The sequence below is a fragment of the Pseudomonas sp. VMV1 genome (genome assembly GCF_056790235.1).
The window spans coordinates 821,968-844,616 of sequence record NZ_JBXGSE010000003.1; the positions used below are offsets into that span (position 1 = coordinate 821,968).

Genomic DNA, 22,649 nt, shown 5'->3' on the forward strand with positions numbered 1-22,649 from the left:
CTGCGAGGAGAAACGAGCATGCTGACCCATGCGGATCTGGTGATCGTCGGTGCCGGCATGGTCGGCAGCGCCCTGGCCCTGGCCCTGGCCGACAGCGGCCTGTCGGTGGTGCTGCTCGACCGCGGCCCGCTCACACCTGGCGCGACCGAGGGCGACCTGCCCTTCGAGCCCCGGGTCAGTGCCCTGTCGCTGGCCAGCCAGCGCATCCTGCAGCGCCTGGGTGCCTGGGATGGCATCCTCGCTCGCCGCGTCAGTCCCTACCAGGCGATGCATGTCTGGGATGGCTCCGGCACCGGCGCCGTGCATTTCGATGCCGCCAGCGTGCACGCCGAGGTGCTGGGCCATATCGTCGAGAATCGCGTGGTGCAGGACGCCCTGCTCGAACGCCTGGCCGAGGCCAACGTCCTGCTCCTACCGGAGGCGCGCCTGGAACTGCTGCGTCGCTCCGGCGACCAGTGGCTAGTGCAGCTGGCCGGCGATCGCCAGATTCGCGCCCCTCTGGTGGTGGCCGCCGATGGCGCCACCTCTGCCGTGCGCCGCCTGGCCGGGCTGGAAACCCGCGAGTGGGATTACCTGCACCATGCCATCGTCACCAGCGTGCGCTGCGCCGAATCGCACCAGCGCACCGCCTGGCAGAGGTTCACCGACGACGGGCCGCTGGCCTTCCTGCCGCTGGATCGCGGCGGCGACACGAATTGGTGCTCCATTGTCTGGTCCTGCACGCCCAAGCAGGGCGAGCGGCTGATGGCCCTGGACGACGCGGCCTTCTGCCAGGCCCTGGGCGAGGCTTTCGAGCATCGCCTGGGCAAGGTGGAGTGCAGCGACACGCGGCTGTGCATCCCGCTGCGCCAGCGCCATGCCAAGCGCTACGTGGAGCCTGGCCTGGCGCTGATCGGCGATGCCGCCCATGTCATCCATCCGCTGGCCGGGCAGGGCGTCAACCTGGGCTTTCTCGACGCCGCGGTGCTGGCCGAGGAGCTGCGCCATGCCCAGGCCCGCGGTGAATCCATCGCCGAACAGCGGGTGCTGGAACGCTACGAGCGCCGCCGCATGCCGCACAACCTGGCGATGATGGCGGCGATGGAAGGCTTCCAGCGGCTGTTCCAGGACGATCGTCTGCCGCTGCGCTGGCTGCGCAACGCTGCGCTCAAGCAGGTCGATCGCCACTTCGAGGCCAAGGCGCTGTTCGTGCGCCGCGCCCTAGGTTTGTCAGGCGATGTGCCGGAACTGGCCCGGGTAGTCGCCTAAGGTTTTCCAAGGTCGCCGAGCGCAGGCACCTTTCAGGCCTCGTCCAGCGCTCCGGCTAGCTCCAGTACCCGGGCGCGCCATTCGGCGTCGCGGGGCAGGGCGAGGAAGTGCGGGTTGAGGAAGGATTCGCGCATCTCGTAGGTGAGGGGCTGACCGTCCAGAGTCAGGACCTCGCCGCCGGCGCCTTCCAGCACGCCCTGAGCGGCGGCCGTGTCCCATTGAGAAGTGGGGGCAAGTCGGGGGTAGAAGTCGGCCAGGCCTTCGGCCAGCAGGCAGAACTTCAGCGAGCTGCCGACGCTGACCAACTTGGGCTCGCCGAGGGTGTTGCCCAGCTCCTCCAGCAGCCGTTGCTGCGCCGGACTGCCGTGGCGGCGACTGGCGACCACGGTGAAGGCGTCTTCCGGCTGATTGCGCACGCCGATCTCGACGCCGTCTTCACCCTGGATGCGCCAGGCGCCCAGTTCACGGCCGCCGCTGAAGCAGACATCCCGCGTGGGTATCCCGACCACGCCGAAGATCACCTGACCACGCTCGACCAGGGCTACGTTGACGGTGAATTCCTCGCTGCCATCGATGAATTCCTTGGTGCCGTCCAGGGGATCGACCACCCACCAGACGTCCCAGGCGCTGCGTGCCGCGAAGGGAATGTCGCAGGCCTCTTCCGACAGCACCGGCACGTCCGGGGTCAGCCGGGCCAGGCCCTCGGCCAGCACCCGGTGGGCGGCGAGGTCGGCGGCGGTCACCGGCGAATCATCGCTCTTCTGCCGCACCGCCACGTTCTGGCGCCAATGGGGCAGGATGGCCGCGCCAGCCTGGCGCACCAGGTCGATGACGTTGAGTACCAGGGGGGCGGTAATGGAAACGGGCGCCATCATGCCGGCAGTTCTCCGCGTTGGGTGAGCAGGTCGCGCACCAGATAGAGGGCGGCCAGGGCACGGCCTTCGGAAAAACGCGGATTCTGCACCAGCTGCGACAGCTCGCGCAGGTCGACGCTGCTGACCTCCAGGGGCTCGGGCTCGTCACCGGGCAGGCGCTCGGGGTAGAGGTCGCGAGCCAGCACGACATGGATACGCTGGCTCATGTAGCCGGGGCTCAGTGACAGAGCGGTGAGGTATTCCAGCTGGTGCGCCCCGAAACCGGCTTCTTCCTTGAGTTCGCGATTGGCGGCGTCGAGGATTTCTTCGCCCGGCTCAACCAGGCCCTTGGGCAGCGACAGCTCGTAGTCTTCCACGCCGCCGCAGTATTCCTCGATGAGCAGGGCGCGCGTGGCATCCTGCAGGGCCACCACCATCACCGCGCCATGGCCGGTGCCCTTGTTAGCCAGGCGTTCGTAGGTGCGCTCCTCGCCGTTGGCGAAGCGCAACTGCATCTCCTCGACGGTGAACAGACGGCTCTTGGCCACGATCTGTCGGGCGAGAACAGTGGGTTTCTGGCGCATGGACGGCTCCTGGGCTGGGCGGACGGGTATGATAACCCGCTTGTTACATTATCCGGAGTCACCATGACCCCTCTCGACTGGAGCCGTATCGACACCGTGTTGTTGGACATGGACGGCACTCTGCTCGACCTGCACTTCGACAATCATTTCTGGCTGGAGTACCTGCCGCAGCGCTATGCCGAGCGCCATGGCCAGTCCCTGGCGCTGGCCAAGGCCGAGCTGGAGCCGCTGTTTTTCAGCCATCAGGGCAAGCTGACCTGGTACTGCCTGGACTTCTGGAGCGCCGAGCTGGGCTTTTCCATGCGCGAGCTCAAGGAGGAGATCGCTCACCTGATCGCCCTGCGCCCGGACGCCGACACCTTTCTTGGCGCCCTGCAGCGCGCCGGCAAGCGGGTGGCGCTGATCACCAACGCCCACCGCGATTCCCTGTCGCTGAAGCTGGAGCGCATCGACCTGGCGCCCTATTTCGACCGGCTGATCAGCTCCCACGACTACGGCTTCCCCAAGGAAGAACAGCAGTTCTGGCACGCCCTGCAGGCCGACTTCGCCTTCGATCCGGCACGCACCCTGTTCATTGACGACAACCTGCCGGTCCTGCGCAGCGCCCGTGACTATGGGATCGCCCACCTGCTGGCGATCCACGAGCCGGACAGTCGCCGCGGGCCCAAGGACAGCGAGGAGTTCGAGGCGGTGCGGGATTATCGGGAGCTGCTGCCAGCCTGAACAGAAGACCCTCACCCCAGCCCTCTCCAAGGGGGAGAGGAGACCAAGCAGGGCAGAGCGCCTGGAGGTAACCCGTGGACATCAAGCAACTGCGCTTTCTTATCGCCCTGGACGAGACGCGCCATTTCGGCCAGGCGGCGGCGCGTTGCCACGTGACCCAGCCGACCCTGTCCATGCGCCTGCGTGGCCTGGAGGAGGAGCTGGGTGTGGAGCTGGTGCGCCGCGGCCAGCGCTTCGAGGGCTTCACCGAGGCCGGTCAGCGCATCCTGGCCTGGGCACGTACCCTGATGGCCGCCCACGACGGCCTCTATGCCGAGGCCCAGGCCTTCCAGGGGCAATTGGTAGGTACCCTGAGGGTCGGCCTGGTGCCCCTGGCCAGCTTCGATCCCATGCCGCTGCTGCAGCACCTGCGCCAGCTGCACCCCAAGCTGCACTTCCAGCTGCAGGTGCTGAGCACCGAGCGCATTCTCGAGGCGGTGGCCAGCAATCGGCTGGAGCTGGGCATCTCCTACCTGGAGCATCTGGATCCGGCCCGCTTCGACAGCCTGACCCTGACCGAGACACGCATGGGGCTGCTCTACGACGAGCGCCATTTCACCTTCGACCAGGCCGCGCTGGACTGGCAGGCGGTGGCCGGGCTGCCCCTGGGCCTGCTGACCGGCGCCATGCATTTCCGTCAATCGGTGGACCACGGCTTTCGCAGCCTGGGGCTGACGCCGCAGCCGGTGCTGGAAACCGATGCCGTCTATCTGCTGTTGCAGGCCGTCAATGCCGGTCTGTGCTGCGCCGTGGTGCCCCTGGCCGGTGGCTTCGATCGTCTTACGCCCCATGCCCGGCTGATTCCCATCGACACGGCCCGCACCCTGGCGCCGCTGGGTTTGCTCATCCGGCGCACCGAACCCCGGTTGGCGGTGGCCGATGCCTGCTTCCAGGCCGTCAAGGCGCTTTATGCCGAGAGTGATAGATAGCGCTTATCAAGGCATTGGGGATAGCGATTAGACGCCCTGGGATATGCTGGTTAATCTTTGATCTGTGTCAAACCGCCGCAGGTCGTTTTTACCCATGTCCCAGGACTCGCCCGTTCCCGTCGCCTCGCTGCCCGCTGGCTATCTTTTCGCCGAGCTGGAGCAGCCTGCCGTGCGTGGCGAACAGCTCTTGGCCGAGGAGGTGGCGCTGGCCATCGCCTACAACGGCATCAGCCATGCGGTGATGATGGCGACGCCGGCCGACGTGGAAGACTACGTGGTCGGTTTCAGCCTCAGCGCGGGCATTGTCGATGCCATCGATGACATCTATGGCATCCAGGTGCGCCGGGTCGGTGAAGCCCTCAATGTCGACGTCGAGATCAGCAGCCGTACCTTCTGGGCGCTCAAGCAACAACGTCGGCAGCTGGCCGGTACCAGCGGTTGCGGCCTGTGCGGGGTCGAGGCACTGGAGCAGGCGCTGCCGCAGCTGGATCGCCTGCGCAAGGTGCCGCTGCCACCGGCCGCCCACTTGCACGACCTGCGCCAACGTATCGACGCCGCCCAGGATATCGGTCAGCGCAGTGGGGCGGTGCATGCCGCGCTGTTCGTCGACGGTCAGGGCGAACTGACCCTGTGCCGCGAAGACATTGGCCGTCACAACGCCCTGGACAAGCTCATCGGGGCCCTGCTGCGCCAGCGCCAGCCGGTACGCGAGGGCTGCGTGGTGGTCACCAGCCGCTGCAGTCTCGAACTCATCCACAAGGCGGTACGCGCCGGGCTCGCCACCCTCATCACCCTGTCGGCACCCACCGGGCTCGCCGTGGAATGGGCGCGTCGCCATCGCCTCAATCTGATCCACCTGCCGCATCGGTCGCCACCGCGGGTCTATGCCCCGGCGCCCGTTGCCCCTTGATCCCACGGGAATCGCCATGAACAAACCTCAGCAGTCCTTCAAACCCTATCAAGGCCCCGCCGCCGGCTGGGGCGCCCTGAAGAGCGTGGTGCACTTCTGGCTCGACAGCGGCAACGCCTTCAAGAATCTGCGTACGCTGCTCAAGACCAACCAAGACCACGGCTTCGACTGCCCGGGTTGTGCCTGGGGCGAGGCGCCGGAAAACGGCCTGGTGAAGTTCTGCGAGAACGGCGCCAAGGCGGTCAACTGGGAAGCCACCAAGCGCCGTGTCGATGCGGCCTTCTTTGCCCGCCACAGCGTGACCTCGCTGCAGGAGCAGAGCGACTACTGGCTCGAATACCAGGGCCGGCTGACCGAGCCGCTGCGCTATGACGCGGCCACCGATCGCTATGTGCCCATCGCCTGGGACGCGGCCTTCGCGCTCATCGCCAAGGAGCTCAAGGCCCTGGCCAGCCCCGACGAAGCCGAGTTCTACACCTCGGGTCGCGCCAGCAACGAGGCGGCCTTCCTCTACCAGCTGTTCGTGCGCGCCTACGGCACCAACAACTTCCCCGACTGCTCGAACATGTGCCACGAGGCCAGCGGCGTGGGCCTGGGTCGCAGTATCGGCGTCGGCAAGGGCACCGTGACCTATCACGACCTGGACGAGGCCGATGCCATCTTCGTCATCGGCCAGAACCCGGGCACCAACCACCCGCGCATGATCGAGACCCTGCGCAACGCGGTGAAGCGCGGTGCCCAGGTGGTCTGCTTCAACCCGCTCAAGGAGCGTGGCCTGGAGCGCTTCCAGCATCCGCAGAATCCGCTGGAGATGCTCACCAACGACTCGCGGCCGACCAACACCGCCTATTTCCGTCCGGCTCTGGGTGGTGACATGGCCGCACTGCGCGGCATCGCCAAGTACCTGCTGCAGTGGGAGCGCGAGGCTGCTGCCAAGGGCGCCAAGCGTATCTTCGATCATGAGTTCATCGCCGCCCATACCCTGGGCATGGACGACTACCTGGCTCAGGTCGATGCCACCTCCTGGGAGCTGATCGAGCGCCAGTCGGGGCTGTCGCTGCACGAGATCGAGCAGGCCGCGCGCATGTATGCCCGCGCCGAGAAGGTCATCATCTGCTGGGCCATGGGCATCACCCAGCACCGCCATTCCGTGGCCACGGTGCAGGAGATCGCCAACCTGCAGTTGCTCTGCGGCCAGATCGGCAAGCCTGGCGCCGGTCTCTGCCCGGTGCGCGGCCACAGCAACGTCCAGGGCGACCGCACCATGGGCATCGACGAGAAGGCTCCGGCCTGGCTCAGTGATGCCCTGGCCAAGCGCTTCGCCTTCGAACCGCCGCGCAATCGCGGTCACAACACCGTGGAGGCCATTGCCGCCATGGAGCAGGGCCAGGCCAAGGTGTTCATCGCCCTGGGCGGCAACTTCGCTCAGGCCACCCCGGACACTCCACGCACCCACAAGGCGCTGCGCAAGTGCCGGCTGACCGTGCACATCGCCACCAAGCTCAACCGCAGCCACCTGGTGACCGGTCAGCAGGCGCTGATCCTGCCCTGCCTGGGTCGCACCGAGATGGACGTGCAGAAGGGCGGCAAGCAGGCCATCACCGTGGAAGACAGCTTCAGCATGGTGCATGCCTCCGCCGGCATCCTGCGGCCGCTGTCGTCGCAGATGAAGTCCGAGCCGGCCATCGTCGCAGGTCTGGCCAAGGCCGTGCTGGGCAACCATCCGGTGGACTGGGAGTGGCTGATCGAGGACTACGACCGCATCCGCGACCTGATCGCCGACGTCATCCCCGGCTTCCAAGACTTCAATGCTCGCCTGGCCGCCCCCGGTGGTTTTTACCTGGGTAACAAGGCCGGGCGCCGGGAGTGGAACACTGCCACTGGCAAGGCTAATTTCGCCGCCAATGCACTGCTCCATGACCTGCTGCCGGACGCGGTCCGCCGCCAGGGCGTGAAGCCGGATCTGATCCTGCAGACCATGAGATCCCACGACCAGTACAACACCACCATCTACAGCCTGGATGACCGCTATCGCGGCGTGAAGGGCCAGCGCGACGTGGTCTTCGTCAACCAGGCCGATCTGGATCGGCTGGGCGTGGCCGCCGGCGAGAAGGTGGATCTGGTCGCCCTGTGGGACGACGGCATCGAGCGCCGCGTCCGCGGCTTCACCGCGCTGCCGTTCGACATCCCGGTTGGCCAGGCCGCCGGCTACTATCCAGAGACCAACCCGCTGGTGCCCCTGGAAAGCTATGGCGAGGGCAGCTTCACGCCCACTTCCAAGTTCGTCGCCATCAAGGTCGAGAAGGCCAGCGCCGGCAACCGCATCGCCTCGGTCGCCTGAGCCCTGGCAGACATGAAAAAAGCCGTCGCAAGACGGCTTTTTTCATGGCGCGACGATCACTGCAGGGTGAAGAGGACCTTCACCTTGTCGGTGACCGCGGCCTTGTCCACATAGCCGATGGCGTCGGCTTCGCCGGCCACCTGGGCGACCACGGCGGCGTCGCCGGCCAGGCTGGGCAGCGGCTGGCCCTTGCCGGTGAACACCAGGCCGGACCAGTAGGACTTCAGCTGGGCTTCGTTCTTGTTGGCGACCTTGGCATAGAAGGTCTCCTTGGTGGCCGACCAGTCCTTCTGGTCGACACCCTTGAGCGACTTATCCTTGCCCAGGAAGAGGTTGGCCACTTCATCCTGGCTGGGCGTCTTGGCAGCGGCCGGATTGACGATCACGGCGACCTCGGCGTTGACCAGGCTGGCGCTGATTAGCAGGGCGGCGCCGGTGAGCAGGCGGAGAGAACTCATGGGCGGATTCCTTAGAAGATGAAGTCGAGGCCGATGCTGATGATGTCGCCGTCGAAGTTGCGTGCCGGCGCGCCGAAGCGACCGCCGCTGCGGTCATAGACGGCATTGGCGATGGTTTCGCTGTCGGTGGTGACGAAGGCGCCGTTGTAGCCGCCCTGGGTGTCGACGCGCTTGTATTCGCTCTTGAGCACCAGGCTCGGCGTGATGTTGTAGTTCAGGCCATAGGTCCAGGAACTCTGGCGACCAGCGCGCTCTTCGTCCTGCTGGGCATAGGTGACATGGGCCAGGAAGTCGCCGAAGCGGCGGCCGGCCATCAGGTAGAAGGCATTGCTGCTGCCCTGGTTGTCACCCTCGATGACGCGGCGGGTCCATTCGTTGCTGGTTAGCCAGGTGCCGTTGTCGTACTGGTAGCCGAGGGAGGTGAACTTGCCCTTCTGCTCGTCCAGGGTCAGCAGCGGGTAGTGCAGGTCGATGCTGGACTCGGTGTAGGCCAGGCGCACGGTGCCGTAGTCGTTGGTCGCCAGGCTGACGTTGGCCGCGGCGATGCGCTTGTAGTCGATGTCGTAAAGGTCGTCGTTGATGAAGTAGTTGCGATTGACCGCCTGGCCCCCGCTCACCTGGAAGTTCAGGGTGCCAAAGGCCACCGGCAGACTCCAGAGGGCGTCGGCGCCTTCATAGTTGGAGACCTGCACCTGGCTGTAGACCTCGTCGGGCAGGCGCAGCCAGGGGTAGGTGATGCCCACGTCCAGGGTCTCGGAATACATGAACACCGGCGTGCGCAGGCGACCGGCGCGGAAGGTCAGGTTGTCAGTGGCGTGGAAGGCCAGATAGGCCCATTCCAGGTTGGCCTTCCACTGGTCCTGCTCGGCCTTCGCGGTGACCTGCACGGTGGCGTCCAGCTTGTCGGTCAAGCCGTACTGGAACTGACCGCCCAGCTTGCTCAACTGATCGCCGCGCCAGTGATCGTTGGTCTGGCCGTTGATGCCGAAGCTGCGGCCATCGTCTTCGCCGCCCAGGTGAGTGATGCCGGCGGTGCCGAAGCCGTTGAAACGGTAGTCACCCTGGTCGAGGGCGAGCGCGGATCCCGCGCAGGTTAAGGCCGCGCCGAAGGCGAGCAGACGTGCAAAAGCCATGGAAGTGCTCCTAGGTGGTTCTTGGTATAGGGATAGCTAGATGCGGAAGCGCGAGGTCGCCTGCCGCAGATCGGTGTCGACCACCACCAGTTGCTCGCCCATGCGGGCGGTGGCGGTGGTGCTGTCCGCACTGGACTGGGTATCGCTCTGCAGGCGCCGGGTGTCGCTGCTGATCGAATCGGAAAGGCTCAGCTGCTCGCCGGTGAGCAGGGCAATCTGAGCGTTGTAGTCGTTGATGCGCGCCACGGCCTGGGCGATGCCTTCGAGCATGGCGGTAGCGGCCTGGGAGCTGCTGGCGCTCACCTGGGCCTGGTTGTGGCTACCCTGCATGGCCTGCAGCACGCGCTGGGCGTTGCTCTGCAGGCGCTCGATGATCTGCTGGATCTCGGCAGTGGAGCGTGCGGTCTTCTGGGCCAGATTGCGCACCTCGTCGGCCACCACGGCGAAGCCGCGGCCCTGTTCACCGGCGCGTGCGGCCTCGATGGCGGCGTTGAGCGCCAGCAGATTGGTCTGCTCGGCGATGGACTTGATCACGTCCAGCACCAGGCCAACCTGGCGGGTCTCCTGTTCCAGCTGCTGCATGGATTCGGCCGATTGGCGCACGCTGTCGTCTAGTTCGCCGATGTTGCGCGACAGCTTGCCGATGCTGGTACGGGCGGCGGCGGATTGCTCGGCCGCGGCGGCGGCCTGGTCGGCGGCTTCGCGCGAGCGGTCGGCCACCTCATGCAGGTTGGTGTTCATGGTCTGGATGTCACGGCCGATGGATTCGGTGTGACCCTGCTGAGAGCGGGCGTTGTTCTCCACCGTCTGGGTGAGGTGATAGAGCTCGCCGGACACCTGGCCCAAAGGGTGGGCAGCGTCGACGATGGCCTTGATCGTACTCTGCAGCTGATCGAGAAAAACATTGAACAGTGCGGTCATTTGACCGATCTCGTCCCGTGAGCCGACCTGCAGGCGGCGGGTGAGGTCACCGTCGCCCTCGGCAATGGCGCGCAGCGAGGTGATGACCTCGCGCACGCTGCCAAGTACGCTACGGATAGTCAGCACGGCGGCTCCGGCCAGGATCACTACCAGCAGCAGGCTCAGCCAGATACCCACCCGAGTGGTATCGGCGTTCTGGCCGCGAGCCTGGGCCAAGGTCTGCTGGAAATCGGTATAGGCATGGGCGCGCAAGGTAGTACCCAATTGCTGGGCGGCGGCGAGATCTGAGGCCATGCGATCCAGGTTGGGACGCAGGGAATCGAAGGAGCCACTACCCTTGATCAACTGTTCGGAGGCGCTTAGGGCGTTGTCCACGTAACGATGGATGCCCGCGCGCCAACTGGAAATTTCTTCGTTGCGCGCCGAGGTCTGGCGAGTGAGGCCGGCCATTTCCTGAAGTCGGCTGTCGATGTCGTCGACCACCTTGCGGGCCTCGCCCAAAGTTTCCAGTTCACTGGCGGTCACAGCACTATTGAATAGCCCAGGCAGGCGAGAGAACTGGAAGAGTACGGCGTCGGCCTTTTCCAGCAGCGGATAGCTGTGATTCTCCAGCTGGTCGAGGCGTTGGTCATTGCCGGCCAGTTGGGCCGAGGTGTAGGCCACGTAGAGCAGCAGGCCTAGCAGGGCGGCAGCGGGCAGCAGCGACAGCTTGAGCGTGAGCGACAGGTTACGGAACATGTACACCTCGGGAAGCATGGGCAGTAGCAAGCATCGAGGTGCGGAGACGTTCCTTCGAAATGAAGACTCGCCAGTGGTCATATCCTGACCAATCACCACGTCCTGTTGGCATCGCGAGTAAGGATCAGCGAAGCCGTCACCATTTCGACGGCTCCAATGCAAACTTGAATGAGATAATCATTATTGCGATTAATGCCGATGAACGTTGCGAAAATACGTTCAGGCGGTCATTTACAGAAGGTTTAGACTGATTAGTCGTGCCATGACCTCACTGTTTTCCCAGATAGAGCACTGGCTTGCGGCAGATACCGAGCGCTTGCGCTTGCTTCGCGTCCTCGCCCATTTGCAGCTGCCCGATGCCTGGCTGGCGGCCGGCTTCGTGCGCAATCTGGTCTGGGATCAGCTGCACGGCTATACCATGCCGACACCACTGGTGGATCTGGATGTCATCTATTTCGATGTGACCGACTGCCGGCCCGAACGGGACAGGGCCATCGAGATGGCGCTGGCGGAGCGGGCGCCGGGGTGGCCCTGGTCGGTGCGCAACCAGGCTGCCATGCACCTTCGCAACGACGATGCACCCTATGCCAATAGCCTGGATGCCATGCGTTTCTGGGTCGAGGTGGAGTCCGCGCTGGCCGCGCGTTTCACCGAGACGGGCGAACTCGAGGTGGTCAGCCCCTTCGCCCAGGATGGGCTCTTCGCCTTGCACCTGACGCCGAATCCCTGGCGGCCCCGGCTCGACGCCTTTCGCCAGCGCCTGTCGAGCAAAGGCTGGCTGACGCGCTGGCCGCGCTTGCACGTGCAGAAGCCTGGGACTGCCGAGCGGGATTGATGGCAAACGCCGAAGCGGGTGGCGAACTGCTTCGGCGCTGGCGTCAGACCTTGAAGCGTGCGGTTAGCTCCTGCAGTTGCAGGCTCAGGCGGGCCAGCTCGGTACTGGAGCCGGCGGTTTCCTCGGTGGCGGCGGCGGTCTGGTCGGCGACCTCATGAACCTTGACCACGCTGCGACTGATGTTCTCACCCGCCGCGCTCTGCTGCTCGACGGCAGCCGCGATCTGCTCGTTCATGGCCTCGATTTCGCCCACCGCGCTACTGACACTGGCCAGTACCACGCCGGCTTGGCGGGTCAGGCCGACACTGTCGCCGGTCAACTGGATGTTGCGCTCCAGCGCCTCGCTCATCTTGTCGGTGCTGCCATGCAGGCTGGTGATCAGGCTGGCGATTTCATCAGTGGAAGAGCGGGTGCGCTGCGCCAGCCCGCGTACCTCGTCGGCCACCACGGCAAAGCCACGACCTGCCTCGCCGGCACGGGCCGCCTCGATGGCCGCATTGAGCGCCAGCAGATTGGTCTGTTCGGCGACAGCCTTGATCACGTCCAGCACGCCGCCGATGCGGTCGGCGTCCTGCTTGAGCAGCTCCATGGTCACCTGGGTACTGTCCACTTCCTGCGCCAAGGTTTCGATCTGGGTGGCGACCTGGTTGACCATCTCATCGCCTTCGCGAGTCTTGAGCGTGGCCTCGCGGGCGGTCATGGAGGCCTGCTCGGCATTGCGGGCCACCTCGCCAATGGTGGCGGTCATCTGCTGCATGGCGGTGGCGATCTGCTCGGTCTCCACCTTTTGCGCCGTGGCGCCCGCCCGCGTCTGCTGGGTGATGGCGGAGAGCTCTTCAGCGGCGCTGGCGACCTGGACGACGCCGTCTTTCTGCTCGCGGATAAGCTCGCGCAGATTGACGATCATGCGTTGCATGGCCGCCTGCAGGAGGCCGAGTTCGTCCTTGCGGTCGGCCTGGGTCTCGACGGTCAGGTCGCCCGCGGCGATCCGTTCCACGGTGCCGAGGGTCTGGCGCAGTGGCGTCACGATGGAGCGGGTGATGATCCAGGCGGCGACCAGGCTCAGCAGCACCGCCAGGAGCAGGCCGCCAAAGAGCATCAGCTTGGCATCGCGGATATCGCCGAGACGGAACTGGTTCTGCACCTGCTTCATCTCGTCGGCGGTCTTGAGCAGCGCCAGGATGCGCTGGTCCAGGCCGTCGTCGGCTTGTTCGAACTGCTTCTGAATGGTGAACAGCTGCTGTATCTGGCGCTGATACTGGTCGAAGAGTTCTGGCAGTCGCTGCAGGCTCGTGGTCGAGGCGCTGCTGGCCGGCAGAGCCTTGAGTACGGCACCGACCTTGCCCAGTGAGGTCTGCAGGGCTTCCTGCTGCGGGCCGGCGGATTTAAGCACATAGACGCGGAAGTCGATTCGCAGTTTTTGCAGGGCCGCCAGCAGGGACGAGAATTGCACGCCGCCATGGTCGATCTGGCTATCCAGCGCGCTGGAGGCGTCTTGAAGCTGCTTGTCTAGCGTATCGCCAGTCTCTCTTATGCTCTGGATGGTGGCATCGCGGTCCTGGGTCACCTTCAGCGTCTGCTGATAGAGGTCACGATATTCCTGGAGGGTTTGCTCGGTGCGGGCGAGCAGCGCCTGGCTCTGGGGGCGTCGAAACAGCGGGCGAGCTTCCTGCAGTTGCTTTTCGAGGGCGTCGATGGAGAGCTTCCAGCGATTGGCCTGCTCCGTTTCCGGCAGTAGGGCGAAGGCCCCGCGGGCATTGCGCATGTCGCGAGTGAGCAGGCCGATCTGGGTGAACTGCTCGATGAGATTGCCGCGCCGGCCCAAGGCCTGGATGCCAGACCAGCCTGCGTAGGCAATGGCCAGTGTGAGGATGATCAAGGCGGTGAAACCGGAAAAAAGCTTTGTACGAACACTCATGTTGTGCAACTGCATGGATGCTATTCCTGATGTTCGGAAAAATGTTCCGGAGCCAAGGGAAGGAAAAAGGGAAAGATCTTAAACCAGCTGGAAAGGCTCTGGGATGCGCATTTCCTGCTTCGAAGGAAATGCGCTAAATTGGTAAATCTATTTATGGAGTGCCCCTTCAAGCTCTGCTTGGGGGCTTGGCTGACCACCGTCTGCAAGAAAAGCCGTTTTGTTTCAGCTATAGCGATACTTGAGCACTATTTCGCGCAGTTGATAAAAGTAAGGAGCTAAAAGTTTATCCTTACTAATAGTCTGTCTTTATATGAAGAAAGTAGGTTAAATAATGTTTCTGAAAGAATGACTTGCCAGAGTGGGGTGTAAGAAGACCGCATACGGAGAGTGCCAAGGTCGATACAGGCTGCCGGAGCGGCGGAGAATGCGCAGTCCGTGGCGCGCTGGGTCGCAAGGGGGCGGGTCGAGCATGAGCGAGCCGGCACTCGGCGAACCCTGGAATGCCGCTAGACTCCATAGAAAGGTCATTCGCTTTCCCTCTCTGGCAAGGAATCCCCATGTCCACCACGGAGCGTCGCCGCGCCTTCCTTCAGCATCCGGGTTTTTCGCGGCTGTTCGCACCCGGTCGCCTGACCCTGGGCTTCCTGCTACCGCTGGAGGGCTATCCCGATGATCCCATGCCGACCCTGCGCGACCATGCGCGCCTGGCGCGGCTGGCCGACCAGTTGGGCTTCGCCGCGCTCTGGGCACGCGACGTGCCCTTCTATGATCCTGGTTTCAACGATGCCGGCCAGGTATTCGAACCCTTCACCTATCTCGGCTATCTGGCCGGCATCACCCAACACCTGACCCTGGCAACCGGCAGTGCCGTCATCACCCTGCGGCATCCCCTGCATCTGGCCAAGATGGCGGCCTCGGTCGATCAGTTGAGCGATGGTCGCCTGGTGTTGGGAGTAGCCTCCGGCGATCGCCCGGTGGAATACCCGGCGTTCGGCCTGGAAGGCGAGTTCGAGCGACGGGGCGAGCGCTTTCGCGATGCCTTTGAGATGTTCCGGCTGGCCGGCGAAACCAATTTTCCCCTGGGTGAATTCCGCCGTTTCGGCGATCTGCAGGGGCTGGCCGATCTGGTGCCCAAACCGGTGCACGGTCGTATCCCGGCGCTGGTGACCGGGCGCAGTCGGCAGACGGTGGACTGGATCGCCGCCAAGGCCGATGGCTGGTTCTATTACTTCGTGCCTGCCGAACATGTCCCGGCGCTGACGCGGGTCTGGCGCGAGGCGTTGAACGAAATCGGCGGGCGCGAATTGTTCAAGCCCTTCGCTCAGGGCCTGTTCTTCGAGCTGGCCAGTGATCCGGACCAGCCCCCGCGGCCCATCCATGCCGGCCTGTCCTGTGGGCGGCGAGCGCTGGTGGACTATCTCACCCAATTGCAGGAGGCGGGCGTCAATCACCTGGCGCTCAATCTGCGTCCCTCGCGCCGTCCGGCCAGCGAAGTCGTTCAGGAGCTGGGCGAGTTCGTGCTGCCGCACTTTCCTTCCCTGCAGTGAAAGGCCCGGCGCCCGTGTGAAGCCAGGTAACACTTGCCTGGCTAACGACTTTCCCAAGTCGTCATTCGAATGCGCGATTCCTCTGTGGCGGGGGTTCGACCAGGTCGCAACCCTTGGCCTGATCTCTGCATAGTTTTGCGATCTGTTACCTTGCCATTGGTGCAACCGGATCGACGGTAGAACCTGCTGGGTTGCACTTGGTTGCACTTTTCTTTCGAGCGGCGCTAAGCTGCGCCGAATTTCGATGCCTTCTTGCTTGAGGACCTGCGCATGGCCACCACTACCACCCTGGGCGTAAAGCTCGACGAAGCCACTCGCGATCGCCTCAAGGAAGCGGCTCGCCGTATCGATCGGACGCCCCATTGGCTGATCAAGCAGGCCATCTTCACCTATCTGGAAACCCTGGAAAGCGGTGCGACCCTGGCCGATCTGCAGGGCATCGCCCAGCGGCTGGCCGAGGGGGACAACGAGGCGGTGGAAGCCCTGGCCGATCCGGTCTATCAGCCCTTCTTGGAATTCGCCGAAAGCATCCTGCCGCAATCGGTTCTGCGCTCGGCCATCACCGCCGCCTATCGCCGCCCAGAAGAAGAGCTGTTGCCGCTGCTGCTGGAGCAGGCGCGCCTGCCCGCTGCCCAGGCCAAGGCCACCCACGAGCTGGCCCACCGCATCGCCGAAAAGCTTCGCAACGCCAAGGGTGCAACCGGGCGCTCCGGGATGGTGCAGAGTCTGCTCCGTGAGTTCTCACTGTCGTCCCAGGAAGGCGTGGCCCTGATGTGCCTGGCCGAGGCCCTGCTGCGCATTCCCGACAAGGGCACCCGCGATGCCCTGATCCGCGACAAGATCAGCACCGGCAACTGGCAGCCGCACCTGGGTAATAGCCCTTCGCTGTTCGTCAATGCCGCCACCTGGGGCCTGCTGCTGACCGGTCGCCTGGTCTCGACCCACAACGAAGCCGGCCTCACCAGTTCGCTCAACCGTCTCATTGGCAAGAGCGGCGAGCCGGTGATCCGCAAGGGCGTGGACATGGCCATGCGCCTGATGGGCGAGCAGTTCGTCACCGGCGAGACCATCGCCGAGGCCCTGGCCAACGCCAGCAAGTTCGAGGCGAAGGGCTTCCGCTACAGCTACGACATGCTGGGTGAAGCGGCCCTGACCGAAGCCGATGCCCGCCGCTACCTGGCCTCCTACGAGCAGGCCATCCATTCCATCGGCAAGGCTTCCCACGGTCGCGGCATCTATGAAGGCCCGGGCATCTCCATCAAGCTCTCGGCCCTGCACCCGCGCTACAGCCGCGCCCAGTACGACCGGGTGATGAGCGAGCTCTATCCGCGCCTGCTGGAGCTGACCCTGCTGGCCAAGCGCTACGACATCGGCCTGAACATCGATGCCGAGGAAGCCGATCGCCTGGAAATCTCCCTGGATCTGCTGGAGCGGCTGTCCTTCGAGCCGCAGCTGGCCGGCTGGAACGGCATCGGCTTCGTCATCCAGGCCTACCAGAAGCGCTGCCCGCTGGTGATCGACTATTTGATCGACCTGGCCCGCCGCAGCCGTCGCCGGCTGATGATCCGCCTGGTCAAGGGCGCCTACTGGGACAGCGAGATCAAGCGTGCCCAGATGGAAGGCCTGGAGGGCTATCCGGTCTATACCCGCAAGGTCTACACCGACGTGGCCTACCTGGCCTGTGCCCGCAAGCTGCTGGCGGCGCCGGAAGCCATCTATCCGCAATTCGCCACCCATAACGCCCACACCCTGGCGGCCATCTACCAAATGGGCGGCCAGAACTACTATCCCGGCCAGTACGAATTCCAGTGCCTGCACGGCATGGGCGAGCCGCTGTACGAGCAGGTGGTGGGCAGCATCAAAGACGGCAAGCTGGCGCGGCCGTGCCGTATCTATGCCCCGGTGGGCACCCACGAGACCCTGCTGGCCTATCTGGTCCGTCGCCTCCTGGAAAACGGCGCCAACACCTCTTTCGTCAACCGCATCGCCGACCATTCCATCTCCCTGGACGAGCTGGTAGCCGATCCGGTGGTGCAGATCGAGCAGCAGTCCACCAATGAAGGCGGCATCGGCCTGCCGCACCCGCGCATTCCCCATCCGAGTGCCCTGTACGGCGCCGAGCGCTGCAATTCCAGCGGCCTGGACCTGTCCAGCGAACACCGCCTGGGTTCCTTGTCAGCCGCGCTGCTGGCCAGTGGCAACACCGCCTGGGAAGCTCGGCCGCTGCTGGGTCGCGCCAGTGAGCCGTCGATTCCGCAGCCGGTGCTCAACCCGGCCGATCGCCGCGACCGCGTCGGTCAGGTGAGCAACGCCACCCGTGCCGATGTCGACATCGCCCTGGAAGAGGCCCTGGCCGCTGCACCCATCTGGCAATCCACCCCGCCCGAGCAACGCGCCGCTGCTCTGGATCGCGCCGCCGAGCTGATGGAAGCCCAGATCCAGCCGCTGATGGGCCTGCTGGTGCGCGAAGCCGGCAAGACCTACGCCAACGCCATCGCCGAGGTGCGCGAGGCGGTGGACTTCCTGCGCTACTACGCCGCCCTGGTGCGTCGCGACTTCGCCAACGACAGTCACCGCCCGCTGGGTCCGGTGGTCTGCATCAGCCCCTGGAACTTCCCCCTGGCCATCTTCAGTGGCCAGATCGCCGCGGCCCTGGCCGCTGGCAACACCGTGCTGGCCAAGCCGGCCGAGCAGACTCCGCTCATCGCCGCCCAGGCCGTGCGCCTCCTGCTGGAAGCCGGCATCCCCGAAGGCGTGCTGCAACTGCTGCCGGGTGAGGGTTCCACCATCGGCGCCGCCCTGGTCAACGATGTGCGGGTCAAGGGGGTGATGTTCACCGGTTCCACCGAAGTGGCCCAGATCCTGGCGCGCAACATCGCCGGGCGCCTGGACGCCCAGGGCCGACCGATCCCGCTGATCGCCGAGACTGGCGGCCAGAACGCCATGATCGTCGACTCCTCGGCGCTAGCCGAGCAGGTGGTGGCCGATGTGGTCGCCTCCGCCTTCGACAGCGCCGGTCAGCGCTGCTCGGCCCTGCGCGTGCTCTGCGTGCAGGACGACGTGGCCGACCGTGTGCTGGAGATGCTCAAGGGCGCCATGGCCGAATGCCGGCTGGGCAACCCGGAAAACCTGGCCATCGACATCGGTCCGGTGATCGATGGCGAGGCCAAGGCCACCATCGACAAGCATATCCAGACCCTGAGAGGTAAAGGTCGTCGGGTGCACCAGGGCGGGCGCGTGGAGGGCGATGCCATCCACCGTGGCACCTTCGTCATGCCCACCCTGATCGAGCTGGATAGCCTGGCCGAGCTGGGCCGCGAGGTCTTCGGTCCGGTGCTGCACGTGGTGCGCTACGCTCGCAAGGACCTGGACAAGGTCATCGACCAGATCAATGCCACCGGCTATGGCCTGACCTTCGGGGTGCATACCCGTATCGACGAGACCATCGCCAAGGTGGTAGAGCGCGCCCATGCCGGCAACCTCTACGTCAACCGCAACATGGTCGGCGCGGTGGTCGGGGTGCAGCCCTTCGGTGGCGAAGGCCTCTCGGGTACCGGTCCCAAGGCCGGTGGCCCGCTGTATCTCTACCGTCTGCTCAGCACTCGTCCGGATGGCGATCCCGCCGTGGCCCTGGCCAAGGGCAGCGCTGGCGAGACCGAATGGCAGGTGCGTGACGCCCTGCGCCAGCAGGCCGGCAATCCGCTGGGTGCCCTGCAGGACTGGGCCAAGCAGCAGGGCCTGGGCGAGTTGGAACAGGCCTGCCTGAGATTCGCCGAAGAGTCCCTAAGCGGCCTGACCCGCCTGCTGCCCGGCCCGACGGGCGAGCGCAACAGCTACAGCCTGCTGCCGCGCAGCCGGGTACTGTGCCTGGCGGCGGACGAAAGCGATCTGCTGCTACAGCTGGCGGCGGTCATGGCGGTGGGTAGCACCGCGCTGGTCGAGGAGGCGCACAAGGCTACCCTGAATCGCCTGCCGCAAGCCGTGCGGTCGCGGGTGCAGGCCACCGCCGACTGGCGCAAGGATGAGGTCGCCTTCGAGGCGGTCCTGCACCACGGTGACTCCGACCAGCTGCGCCAGATCTGCCAGCTGGTAGCCAAGCGCAACGGCCCCATCGTTGGCGTCCAGGGCCTGGCCCGCGGCGAGACCGCCATTCCGCTGGAGCGCCTGCTCATCGAGCGCGCCCTGAGCGTGAATACGGCAGCCGCCGGCGGCAATGCCAGTCTGATGACGATCGGATAAGAAGCATCGGGCTGCGAAAGCGCGTAGCCTGAGCGCGACGAAAAGCCCAGCACGTGAGTGCTGGGCTTTTTACTTTCCGGGCGGTCGCAGCCTTGTCCGTAGCACGGACAGCTCGTAGGTTGGGTTGAGCGCAGCGATGCCCAATAGTCAGCCTTGCCGTTGAGCTTCGACGGTGGAGCTGTCTCAGCTCGGTTACCCGTAGATTGGATCGAGCGTTGCAAAAAAGCCCAGCACTTCAATGCTGGGCTTTTCGTTTTCCGGAAGGTAGTGGTGTGGACCAGGCTTCAGCGTTTTCTACGCCTGGTTTGATCCACTTTCAGTACTGCGCCCCATACCCCTCCGGCTCCACCGGAAAGCCGCCATTCGCCGTGATCAGCTTGGTCAGGCGCACCGGAATGGCCTTGGCCGCCGGTACCTTGCTGCCTTCGGCATGGTGCCAGAGCGGGATCAGGGCGTTGCACTCGGGGTAGTAGCCGCCACAGGCGCCTTCTGGAATGTTGTAGGGCGTGACCCGCAGCGGGCCTACCTCGCGCCGCACGCCGTCATCGGCCACCGTCGACACCTGCACCTTGTCGCCCTCGGCCAGGCCCAGGCGTTCGATGTCGTTGTGATTCATGAAGAGCACCGCCCGGGTGCCCTTCACGCCGCGGAAACGATCGTGATAGCCGTAGATGGTGGTGTTGAACTGGTCGTTGCTGCGCAGCGTCATCAGGGTCAGGACGTCACGCCCGCTCGCGGGCATGTCTGGGTCTTCTTCCAGGCTGCGCGGCACGATGAGATTGGCCTTGCCGGTTTCGGTCTTCCACTCGCGCTTGGCCGCTGGCAGCGGGCGATGAAAGCCGCCTACCTCCCACATCCTGGCATTGAAGTCGTGGAAGATCTCCGGGAAGGATAGGGCGATCTCGTTACGGATAAGGCCATAGTCAGCGACCCAGGCATCCCAGGTGACCTTGGGGTTGTCCGGCAGGGTGGCCTTGGCCAGGCCAGCGACGATGGCCGGCTCGGACAGTAGTTCGCCCTCGGGCGGCTCGGCCACACCGCGCCAGCCGTGGATGCAGCCGGTGCTGTCCTCGGTGCTGTGAGCCTGCTCCACGCCATTCTGGCGATCGATTTCGGTACGCCCCAGGCAGGGCAGCAAATAGGCCTTGTCCGCTGGGACGAGGTGATTGCGATTGAGCTTGGTGGCGATTTGCACCGACAGGCGCAGGGTGCGCCAGGCTGGTTCCATCAGACTGGTCTCGGGAATGGCGCGCAGGAAGTTGCCGCCCAGGCCGATGAAGGCCTTTACCGAACCATCGAGGATGCCTTCGCAGGCCTCCACGGTATTGCGCCCCTTGTCCTGCGGTGGGGTGAAGCCGAAGCGCTCGCCGAGCTGCTCCAGTGGCGCCAGTTCCGGTTTCTCGGTGATGCCCACGGTGCGCTGACCCTGGACATTGGAATGGCCCCGCACCGGGCAGATGCCGGCGCCAGGCTTGCCGATGTTGCCGCGCATGAGCAGCAGATTGGCCAGCATCTGAATGGTTTCCACCCCGTAGCGATGCTGGGTCAGCCCCATGCCATAGATGCCAATGACTTTATGACAACGTCCGTAGACGGCAGCGGCCGCTTCCAGGGCACTGCGGGTGAGGCCTGACTGGCGCTCCAGTTGCGGCCATTCCTGGCGTTGCAGCCATTCGCAGAATTCGGCGAAGCCATGGCAGTGCTCGGCGATGAAGGCATGGTCGAGCACGGCGGGCTGGCCTTGCTCGCGGGCCTGGTCATCGGCGGTCAGCAGGGCCTTGCACATGCCGGTGAGTGCAGCGATGTCGCCACCCGGCTTGAGCTGGTGGTACTGGGTGCTGATCTGGGTGGGGTGATCGGTCAGCATCTCCACCGGCGACTGCGGATTGACGAAGGTCTCCAGACCACGCTCGCGCAAGGGATTGAAGGTGATGATGGGCGCGCCGCGTTTGCGCGCTTCCTGCAGGTCATGCAGCATCCGCGGGCTATTGCTGCCGGGATTCTGGCCAAAGAACAGCAGGCAGTCGGCCTGATCGAAATCGTTGAGGGTCACGGTGCCCACGGTCACGCCGATGCTCTTGGGCAGGGCCACCGAGGTGCTCTCGTGGCACATATTGGAACTGTCCGGCAGATTGTTGGTGCCGTACAGGCGGGCATAGAGCTGATAGAGGTAGGAGGTCTCCAGCGCCGCGCGACCCGAGGCGTAGAAGATCACCGAATCCGGATCCAGTGCCTTGAGCTCGGCGCCGATGTCGGCGAAGGCTTCAGCCCAGCTCACCGGCCGATAGCGGTCGCTCGCGGCGTCGTAACGCAGGGGGTGGGTCAGGCGTCCGACCTCTTCCAGATCGTAGTCGCGCCAGCCGCGCAGTTCGGTGAGGGAATGGCCGGCGAAGAATTCCGGTCCGCACCTCTTGCTGGTGACCTCCCAGGCCGTGGCCTTGGCGCCGTTCTCGCAGAATTCCAGTGGGTGGGGCTTGCCGGGCTTGGCCCAGGCACAACTCACGCAGGCGAAACCGCCATGCTTATTCTGCCGGGCCAGCAGGGCACCGGACTTGAGTGGCACTCGCTCGCGCAAGACGATCTCGGTCACCGAGCGCGCCGAGCCCCAGCCACCCGAGGGCGCGTCGTAGCGTTCAACCTTGGGTTTGCCGATCTTGCTCATGATGCGCCTCGTGTGACGGTCTGGCGATGTGCCTGTAGGTCATGGGACGGCGCGTCTGGCAGTAAGGTTCTGGCGGTCAGCCAGGCGGTGCAGCGAAGCCCAGCTGGCGCCAGCCTTCGTAGACGGCCACGGCCACGGTGTTGGACAGATTGAGGCTGCGCCGGTTGGGCAACATGGGCAGGCGCAGCCGTTGTTCGGGCGGCAGGGACTCCAGCACCTCGGCCGGCAGACCACGACTTTCCGGGCCGAACAGCAGGGCGTCGCCCGGCGCATAGGCGATCTCGGTGAAGGGATGGCTGGCCTTGGTGGTGAAGGCCAGCAGTCGCGGCGGCTGCAAATCTGCTATACAGGCCGCGAGGCTGGCATGGGTCCGCACGCTGGACCATTCGTGGTAGTCCAGGCCGGCGCGGCGCAATTTCTTGTCGTCCAGTGCGAAGCCCAGCGGCTCGATCAGATGCAGGCGGCAGCCAGTGATGGCGCACAGGCGAATGACGTTGCCGGTATTGGGCGGAATTTCCGGTTGGTAGAGGATGATGTCGAACATGAAGGGCAGGGCGCCTGGCAAAGCGC

The 22,649-nt window shown here is 65.0% G+C and carries 16 protein-coding genes and 1 pseudogene; 8 read left to right on the forward strand and 9 right to left on the reverse strand.

Going from position 1 to position 22,649, the window contains the following annotated elements; genetic code table 11:
- Window positions 1-18 precede the first annotated feature (18 nt).
- Window positions 19-1,248, forward strand: coding sequence for a 2-octaprenyl-3-methyl-6-methoxy-1,4-benzoquinol hydroxylase (locus tag ACUCV0_RS13890; protein ID WP_271653307.1), 1,230 nt, complete (start codon window positions 19-21; stop codon window positions 1,246-1,248).
- Between the two features lie 32 nt (window positions 1,249-1,280).
- Here ACUCV0_RS13890 and cysQ read toward each other — a convergent pair whose 3' ends face one another.
- Together cysQ and nudE are read right to left on the reverse strand one after the other, a co-directional pair.
- Window positions 1,281-2,123 carry a 3'(2'),5'-bisphosphate nucleotidase CysQ gene (gene cysQ / locus ACUCV0_RS13895; RefSeq protein ID WP_482212933.1) on the reverse strand — a complete coding sequence of 281 codons (843 nt, stop codon included), beginning with the start codon at window positions 2,121-2,123 and terminating at the stop codon, window positions 1,281-1,283.
- Window positions 2,120-2,686: an ADP compounds hydrolase NudE gene (gene nudE / locus ACUCV0_RS13900; RefSeq protein ID WP_059316538.1), complete on the reverse strand. Its 567-nt coding sequence runs from the start codon at window positions 2,684-2,686 to the stop codon at window positions 2,120-2,122. The genes cysQ and nudE overlap by 4 nt, the downstream gene beginning before the upstream one ends.
- A 63-nt stretch (window positions 2,687-2,749) precedes the next feature.
- Between nudE and yrfG the strand changes: the two genes are divergently transcribed.
- The 4 genes from yrfG to ACUCV0_RS13920 all read left to right on the forward strand — a co-directional run bounded on the left by yrfG (window position 2,750) and on the right by ACUCV0_RS13920 (window position 7,628).
- Window positions 2,750-3,409, forward strand: coding sequence for a GMP/IMP nucleotidase (gene yrfG, locus ACUCV0_RS13905; RefSeq protein WP_059316537.1), 660 nt, complete (start codon window positions 2,750-2,752; stop codon window positions 3,407-3,409).
- Window positions 3,410-3,483: 74 nt separating this feature from the next.
- Entirely contained in the window at window positions 3,484-4,377 is an 894-nt protein-coding gene (locus ACUCV0_RS13910; protein ID WP_059316536.1) for a LysR family transcriptional regulator, read from the forward strand.
- 94 nt (window positions 4,378-4,471) lie between these two features.
- Window positions 4,472-5,287 carry a formate dehydrogenase accessory sulfurtransferase FdhD gene (gene fdhD / locus ACUCV0_RS13915; protein WP_059316535.1) on the forward strand — a complete coding sequence of 272 codons (816 nt, stop codon included), beginning with the start codon at window positions 4,472-4,474 and terminating at the stop codon, window positions 5,285-5,287.
- Between the two features lie 16 nt (window positions 5,288-5,303).
- A complete protein-coding gene (locus tag ACUCV0_RS13920; RefSeq protein ID WP_482212934.1) occupies window positions 5,304-7,628 on the forward strand; it encodes an FdhF/YdeP family oxidoreductase in 2,325 nt (774 codons plus the stop codon).
- 56 nt (window positions 7,629-7,684) lie between these two features.
- On the opposite strand, the gene ACUCV0_RS13925 is transcribed toward ACUCV0_RS13920, so the two are convergent.
- The 3 genes from ACUCV0_RS13925 to ACUCV0_RS13935 are packed head-to-tail and all read right to left on the reverse strand — an operon-like array spanning window position 7,685 to window position 10,878.
- The gene (locus tag ACUCV0_RS13925; RefSeq protein WP_478375299.1) at window positions 7,685-8,086 is read right to left on the reverse strand and encodes a phosphate ABC transporter substrate-binding protein; all 402 of its coding nucleotides are present in this window, start codon (window positions 8,084-8,086) and stop codon (window positions 7,685-7,687) included.
- 11 nt (window positions 8,087-8,097) lie between these two features.
- Window positions 8,098-9,219, reverse strand: a complete 1,122-nt coding sequence (locus tag ACUCV0_RS13930; RefSeq protein ID WP_482212935.1) for a hypothetical protein — start codon at window positions 9,217-9,219, stop codon at window positions 8,098-8,100.
- A 36-nt stretch (window positions 9,220-9,255) separates the two neighbouring features.
- Complete coding sequence (locus tag ACUCV0_RS13935) at window positions 9,256-10,878, reverse strand: methyl-accepting chemotaxis protein (RefSeq protein WP_482212936.1); 1,623 nt, start codon at window positions 10,876-10,878, stop codon at window positions 9,256-9,258.
- Between the two features lie 322 nt (window positions 10,879-11,200).
- On the opposite strand from ACUCV0_RS13935, the gene ACUCV0_RS13940 reads away from it, so the two are divergent.
- On the forward strand, window positions 11,201-11,713 hold the full coding sequence (locus ACUCV0_RS13940) for a nucleotidyltransferase family protein (protein ID WP_482212937.1): 513 nt from the start codon (window positions 11,201-11,203) through the stop codon (window positions 11,711-11,713).
- Between the two features lie 43 nt (window positions 11,714-11,756).
- On the opposite strand, the gene ACUCV0_RS13945 is transcribed toward ACUCV0_RS13940, so the two are convergent.
- The gene (locus ACUCV0_RS13945) at window positions 11,757-12,629 is read right to left on the reverse strand and encodes a methyl-accepting chemotaxis protein (protein ID WP_371913874.1); all 873 of its coding nucleotides are present in this window, start codon (window positions 12,627-12,629) and stop codon (window positions 11,757-11,759) included.
- A pseudogene (locus tag ACUCV0_RS13950) lies at window positions 12,612-13,646 on the reverse strand (methyl-accepting chemotaxis protein); the annotation flags it as partial. The pseudogene ACUCV0_RS13950 and the gene ACUCV0_RS13945, both read right to left, overlap by 18 nt.
- 542 nt (window positions 13,647-14,188) lie before the next feature.
- Between ACUCV0_RS13950 and ACUCV0_RS13955 the strand changes: the two are divergent.
- Together ACUCV0_RS13955 and putA are read left to right on the forward strand one after the other, a co-directional pair.
- The gene (locus ACUCV0_RS13955; protein ID WP_059316531.1) at window positions 14,189-15,178 is read left to right on the forward strand and encodes an LLM class oxidoreductase; all 990 of its coding nucleotides are present in this window, start codon (window positions 14,189-14,191) and stop codon (window positions 15,176-15,178) included.
- 270 nt (window positions 15,179-15,448) lie between these two features.
- Entirely contained in the window at window positions 15,449-19,417 is a 3,969-nt protein-coding gene (gene putA, locus ACUCV0_RS13960; protein ID WP_482212938.1) for a trifunctional transcriptional regulator/proline dehydrogenase/L-glutamate gamma-semialdehyde dehydrogenase, read from the forward strand.
- A 316-nt stretch (window positions 19,418-19,733) separates the two neighbouring features.
- Here the strand turns inward: putA and ACUCV0_RS13965 are convergent, their stop codons facing one another.
- The gene (locus ACUCV0_RS13965; RefSeq protein WP_482212939.1) at window positions 19,734-22,079 is read right to left on the reverse strand and encodes an FdhF/YdeP family oxidoreductase; all 2,346 of its coding nucleotides are present in this window, start codon (window positions 22,077-22,079) and stop codon (window positions 19,734-19,736) included.
- Window positions 22,080-22,155: 76 nt separating this feature from the next.
- On the reverse strand, window positions 22,156-22,623 hold the full coding sequence (locus ACUCV0_RS13970; RefSeq protein ID WP_007161318.1) for a tRNA (cytidine(34)-2'-O)-methyltransferase: 468 nt from the start codon (window positions 22,621-22,623) through the stop codon (window positions 22,156-22,158).
- Window positions 22,624-22,649 lie beyond the last annotated feature (26 nt).

Coding starts and splice junctions, on each gene's coding strand:
- ACUCV0_RS13890 (WP_271653307.1), top strand. CDS start 19: ATGCTGACCCATGCGGATCTGGTGATCGTCGGTGCCGGCATGGTCGGC.
- cysQ (WP_482212933.1), bottom strand. CDS start 2,123: ATGATGGCGCCCGTTTCCATTACCGCCCCCCTGGTACTCAACGTCATC.
- nudE (WP_059316538.1), bottom strand. CDS start 2,686: ATGCGCCAGAAACCCACTGTTCTCGCCCGACAGATCGTGGCCAAGAGC.
- yrfG (WP_059316537.1), top strand. CDS start 2,750: ATGACCCCTCTCGACTGGAGCCGTATCGACACCGTGTTGTTGGACATG.
- fdhD (WP_059316535.1), top strand. CDS start 4,472: ATGTCCCAGGACTCGCCCGTTCCCGTCGCCTCGCTGCCCGCTGGCTAT.
- ACUCV0_RS13920 (WP_482212934.1), top strand. CDS start 5,304: ATGAACAAACCTCAGCAGTCCTTCAAACCCTATCAAGGCCCCGCCGCC.
- ACUCV0_RS13925 (WP_478375299.1), bottom strand. CDS start 8,086: ATGAGTTCTCTCCGCCTGCTCACCGGCGCCGCCCTGCTAATCAGCGCC.
- ACUCV0_RS13930 (WP_482212935.1), bottom strand. CDS start 9,219: ATGGCTTTTGCACGTCTGCTCGCCTTCGGCGCGGCCTTAACCTGCGCG.
- ACUCV0_RS13935 (WP_482212936.1), bottom strand. CDS start 10,878: ATGTTCCGTAACCTGTCGCTCACGCTCAAGCTGTCGCTGCTGCCCGCT.
- ACUCV0_RS13945 (WP_371913874.1), bottom strand. CDS start 12,629: ATGCAACGCATGATCGTCAATCTGCGCGAGCTTATCCGCGAGCAGAAA.
- ACUCV0_RS13955 (WP_059316531.1), top strand. CDS start 14,189: ATGTCCACCACGGAGCGTCGCCGCGCCTTCCTTCAGCATCCGGGTTTT.
- putA (WP_482212938.1), top strand. CDS start 15,449: ATGGCCACCACTACCACCCTGGGCGTAAAGCTCGACGAAGCCACTCGC.
- ACUCV0_RS13965 (WP_482212939.1), bottom strand. CDS start 22,079: ATGAGCAAGATCGGCAAACCCAAGGTTGAACGCTACGACGCGCCCTCG.
- ACUCV0_RS13970 (WP_007161318.1), bottom strand. CDS start 22,623: ATGTTCGACATCATCCTCTACCAACCGGAAATTCCGCCCAATACCGGC.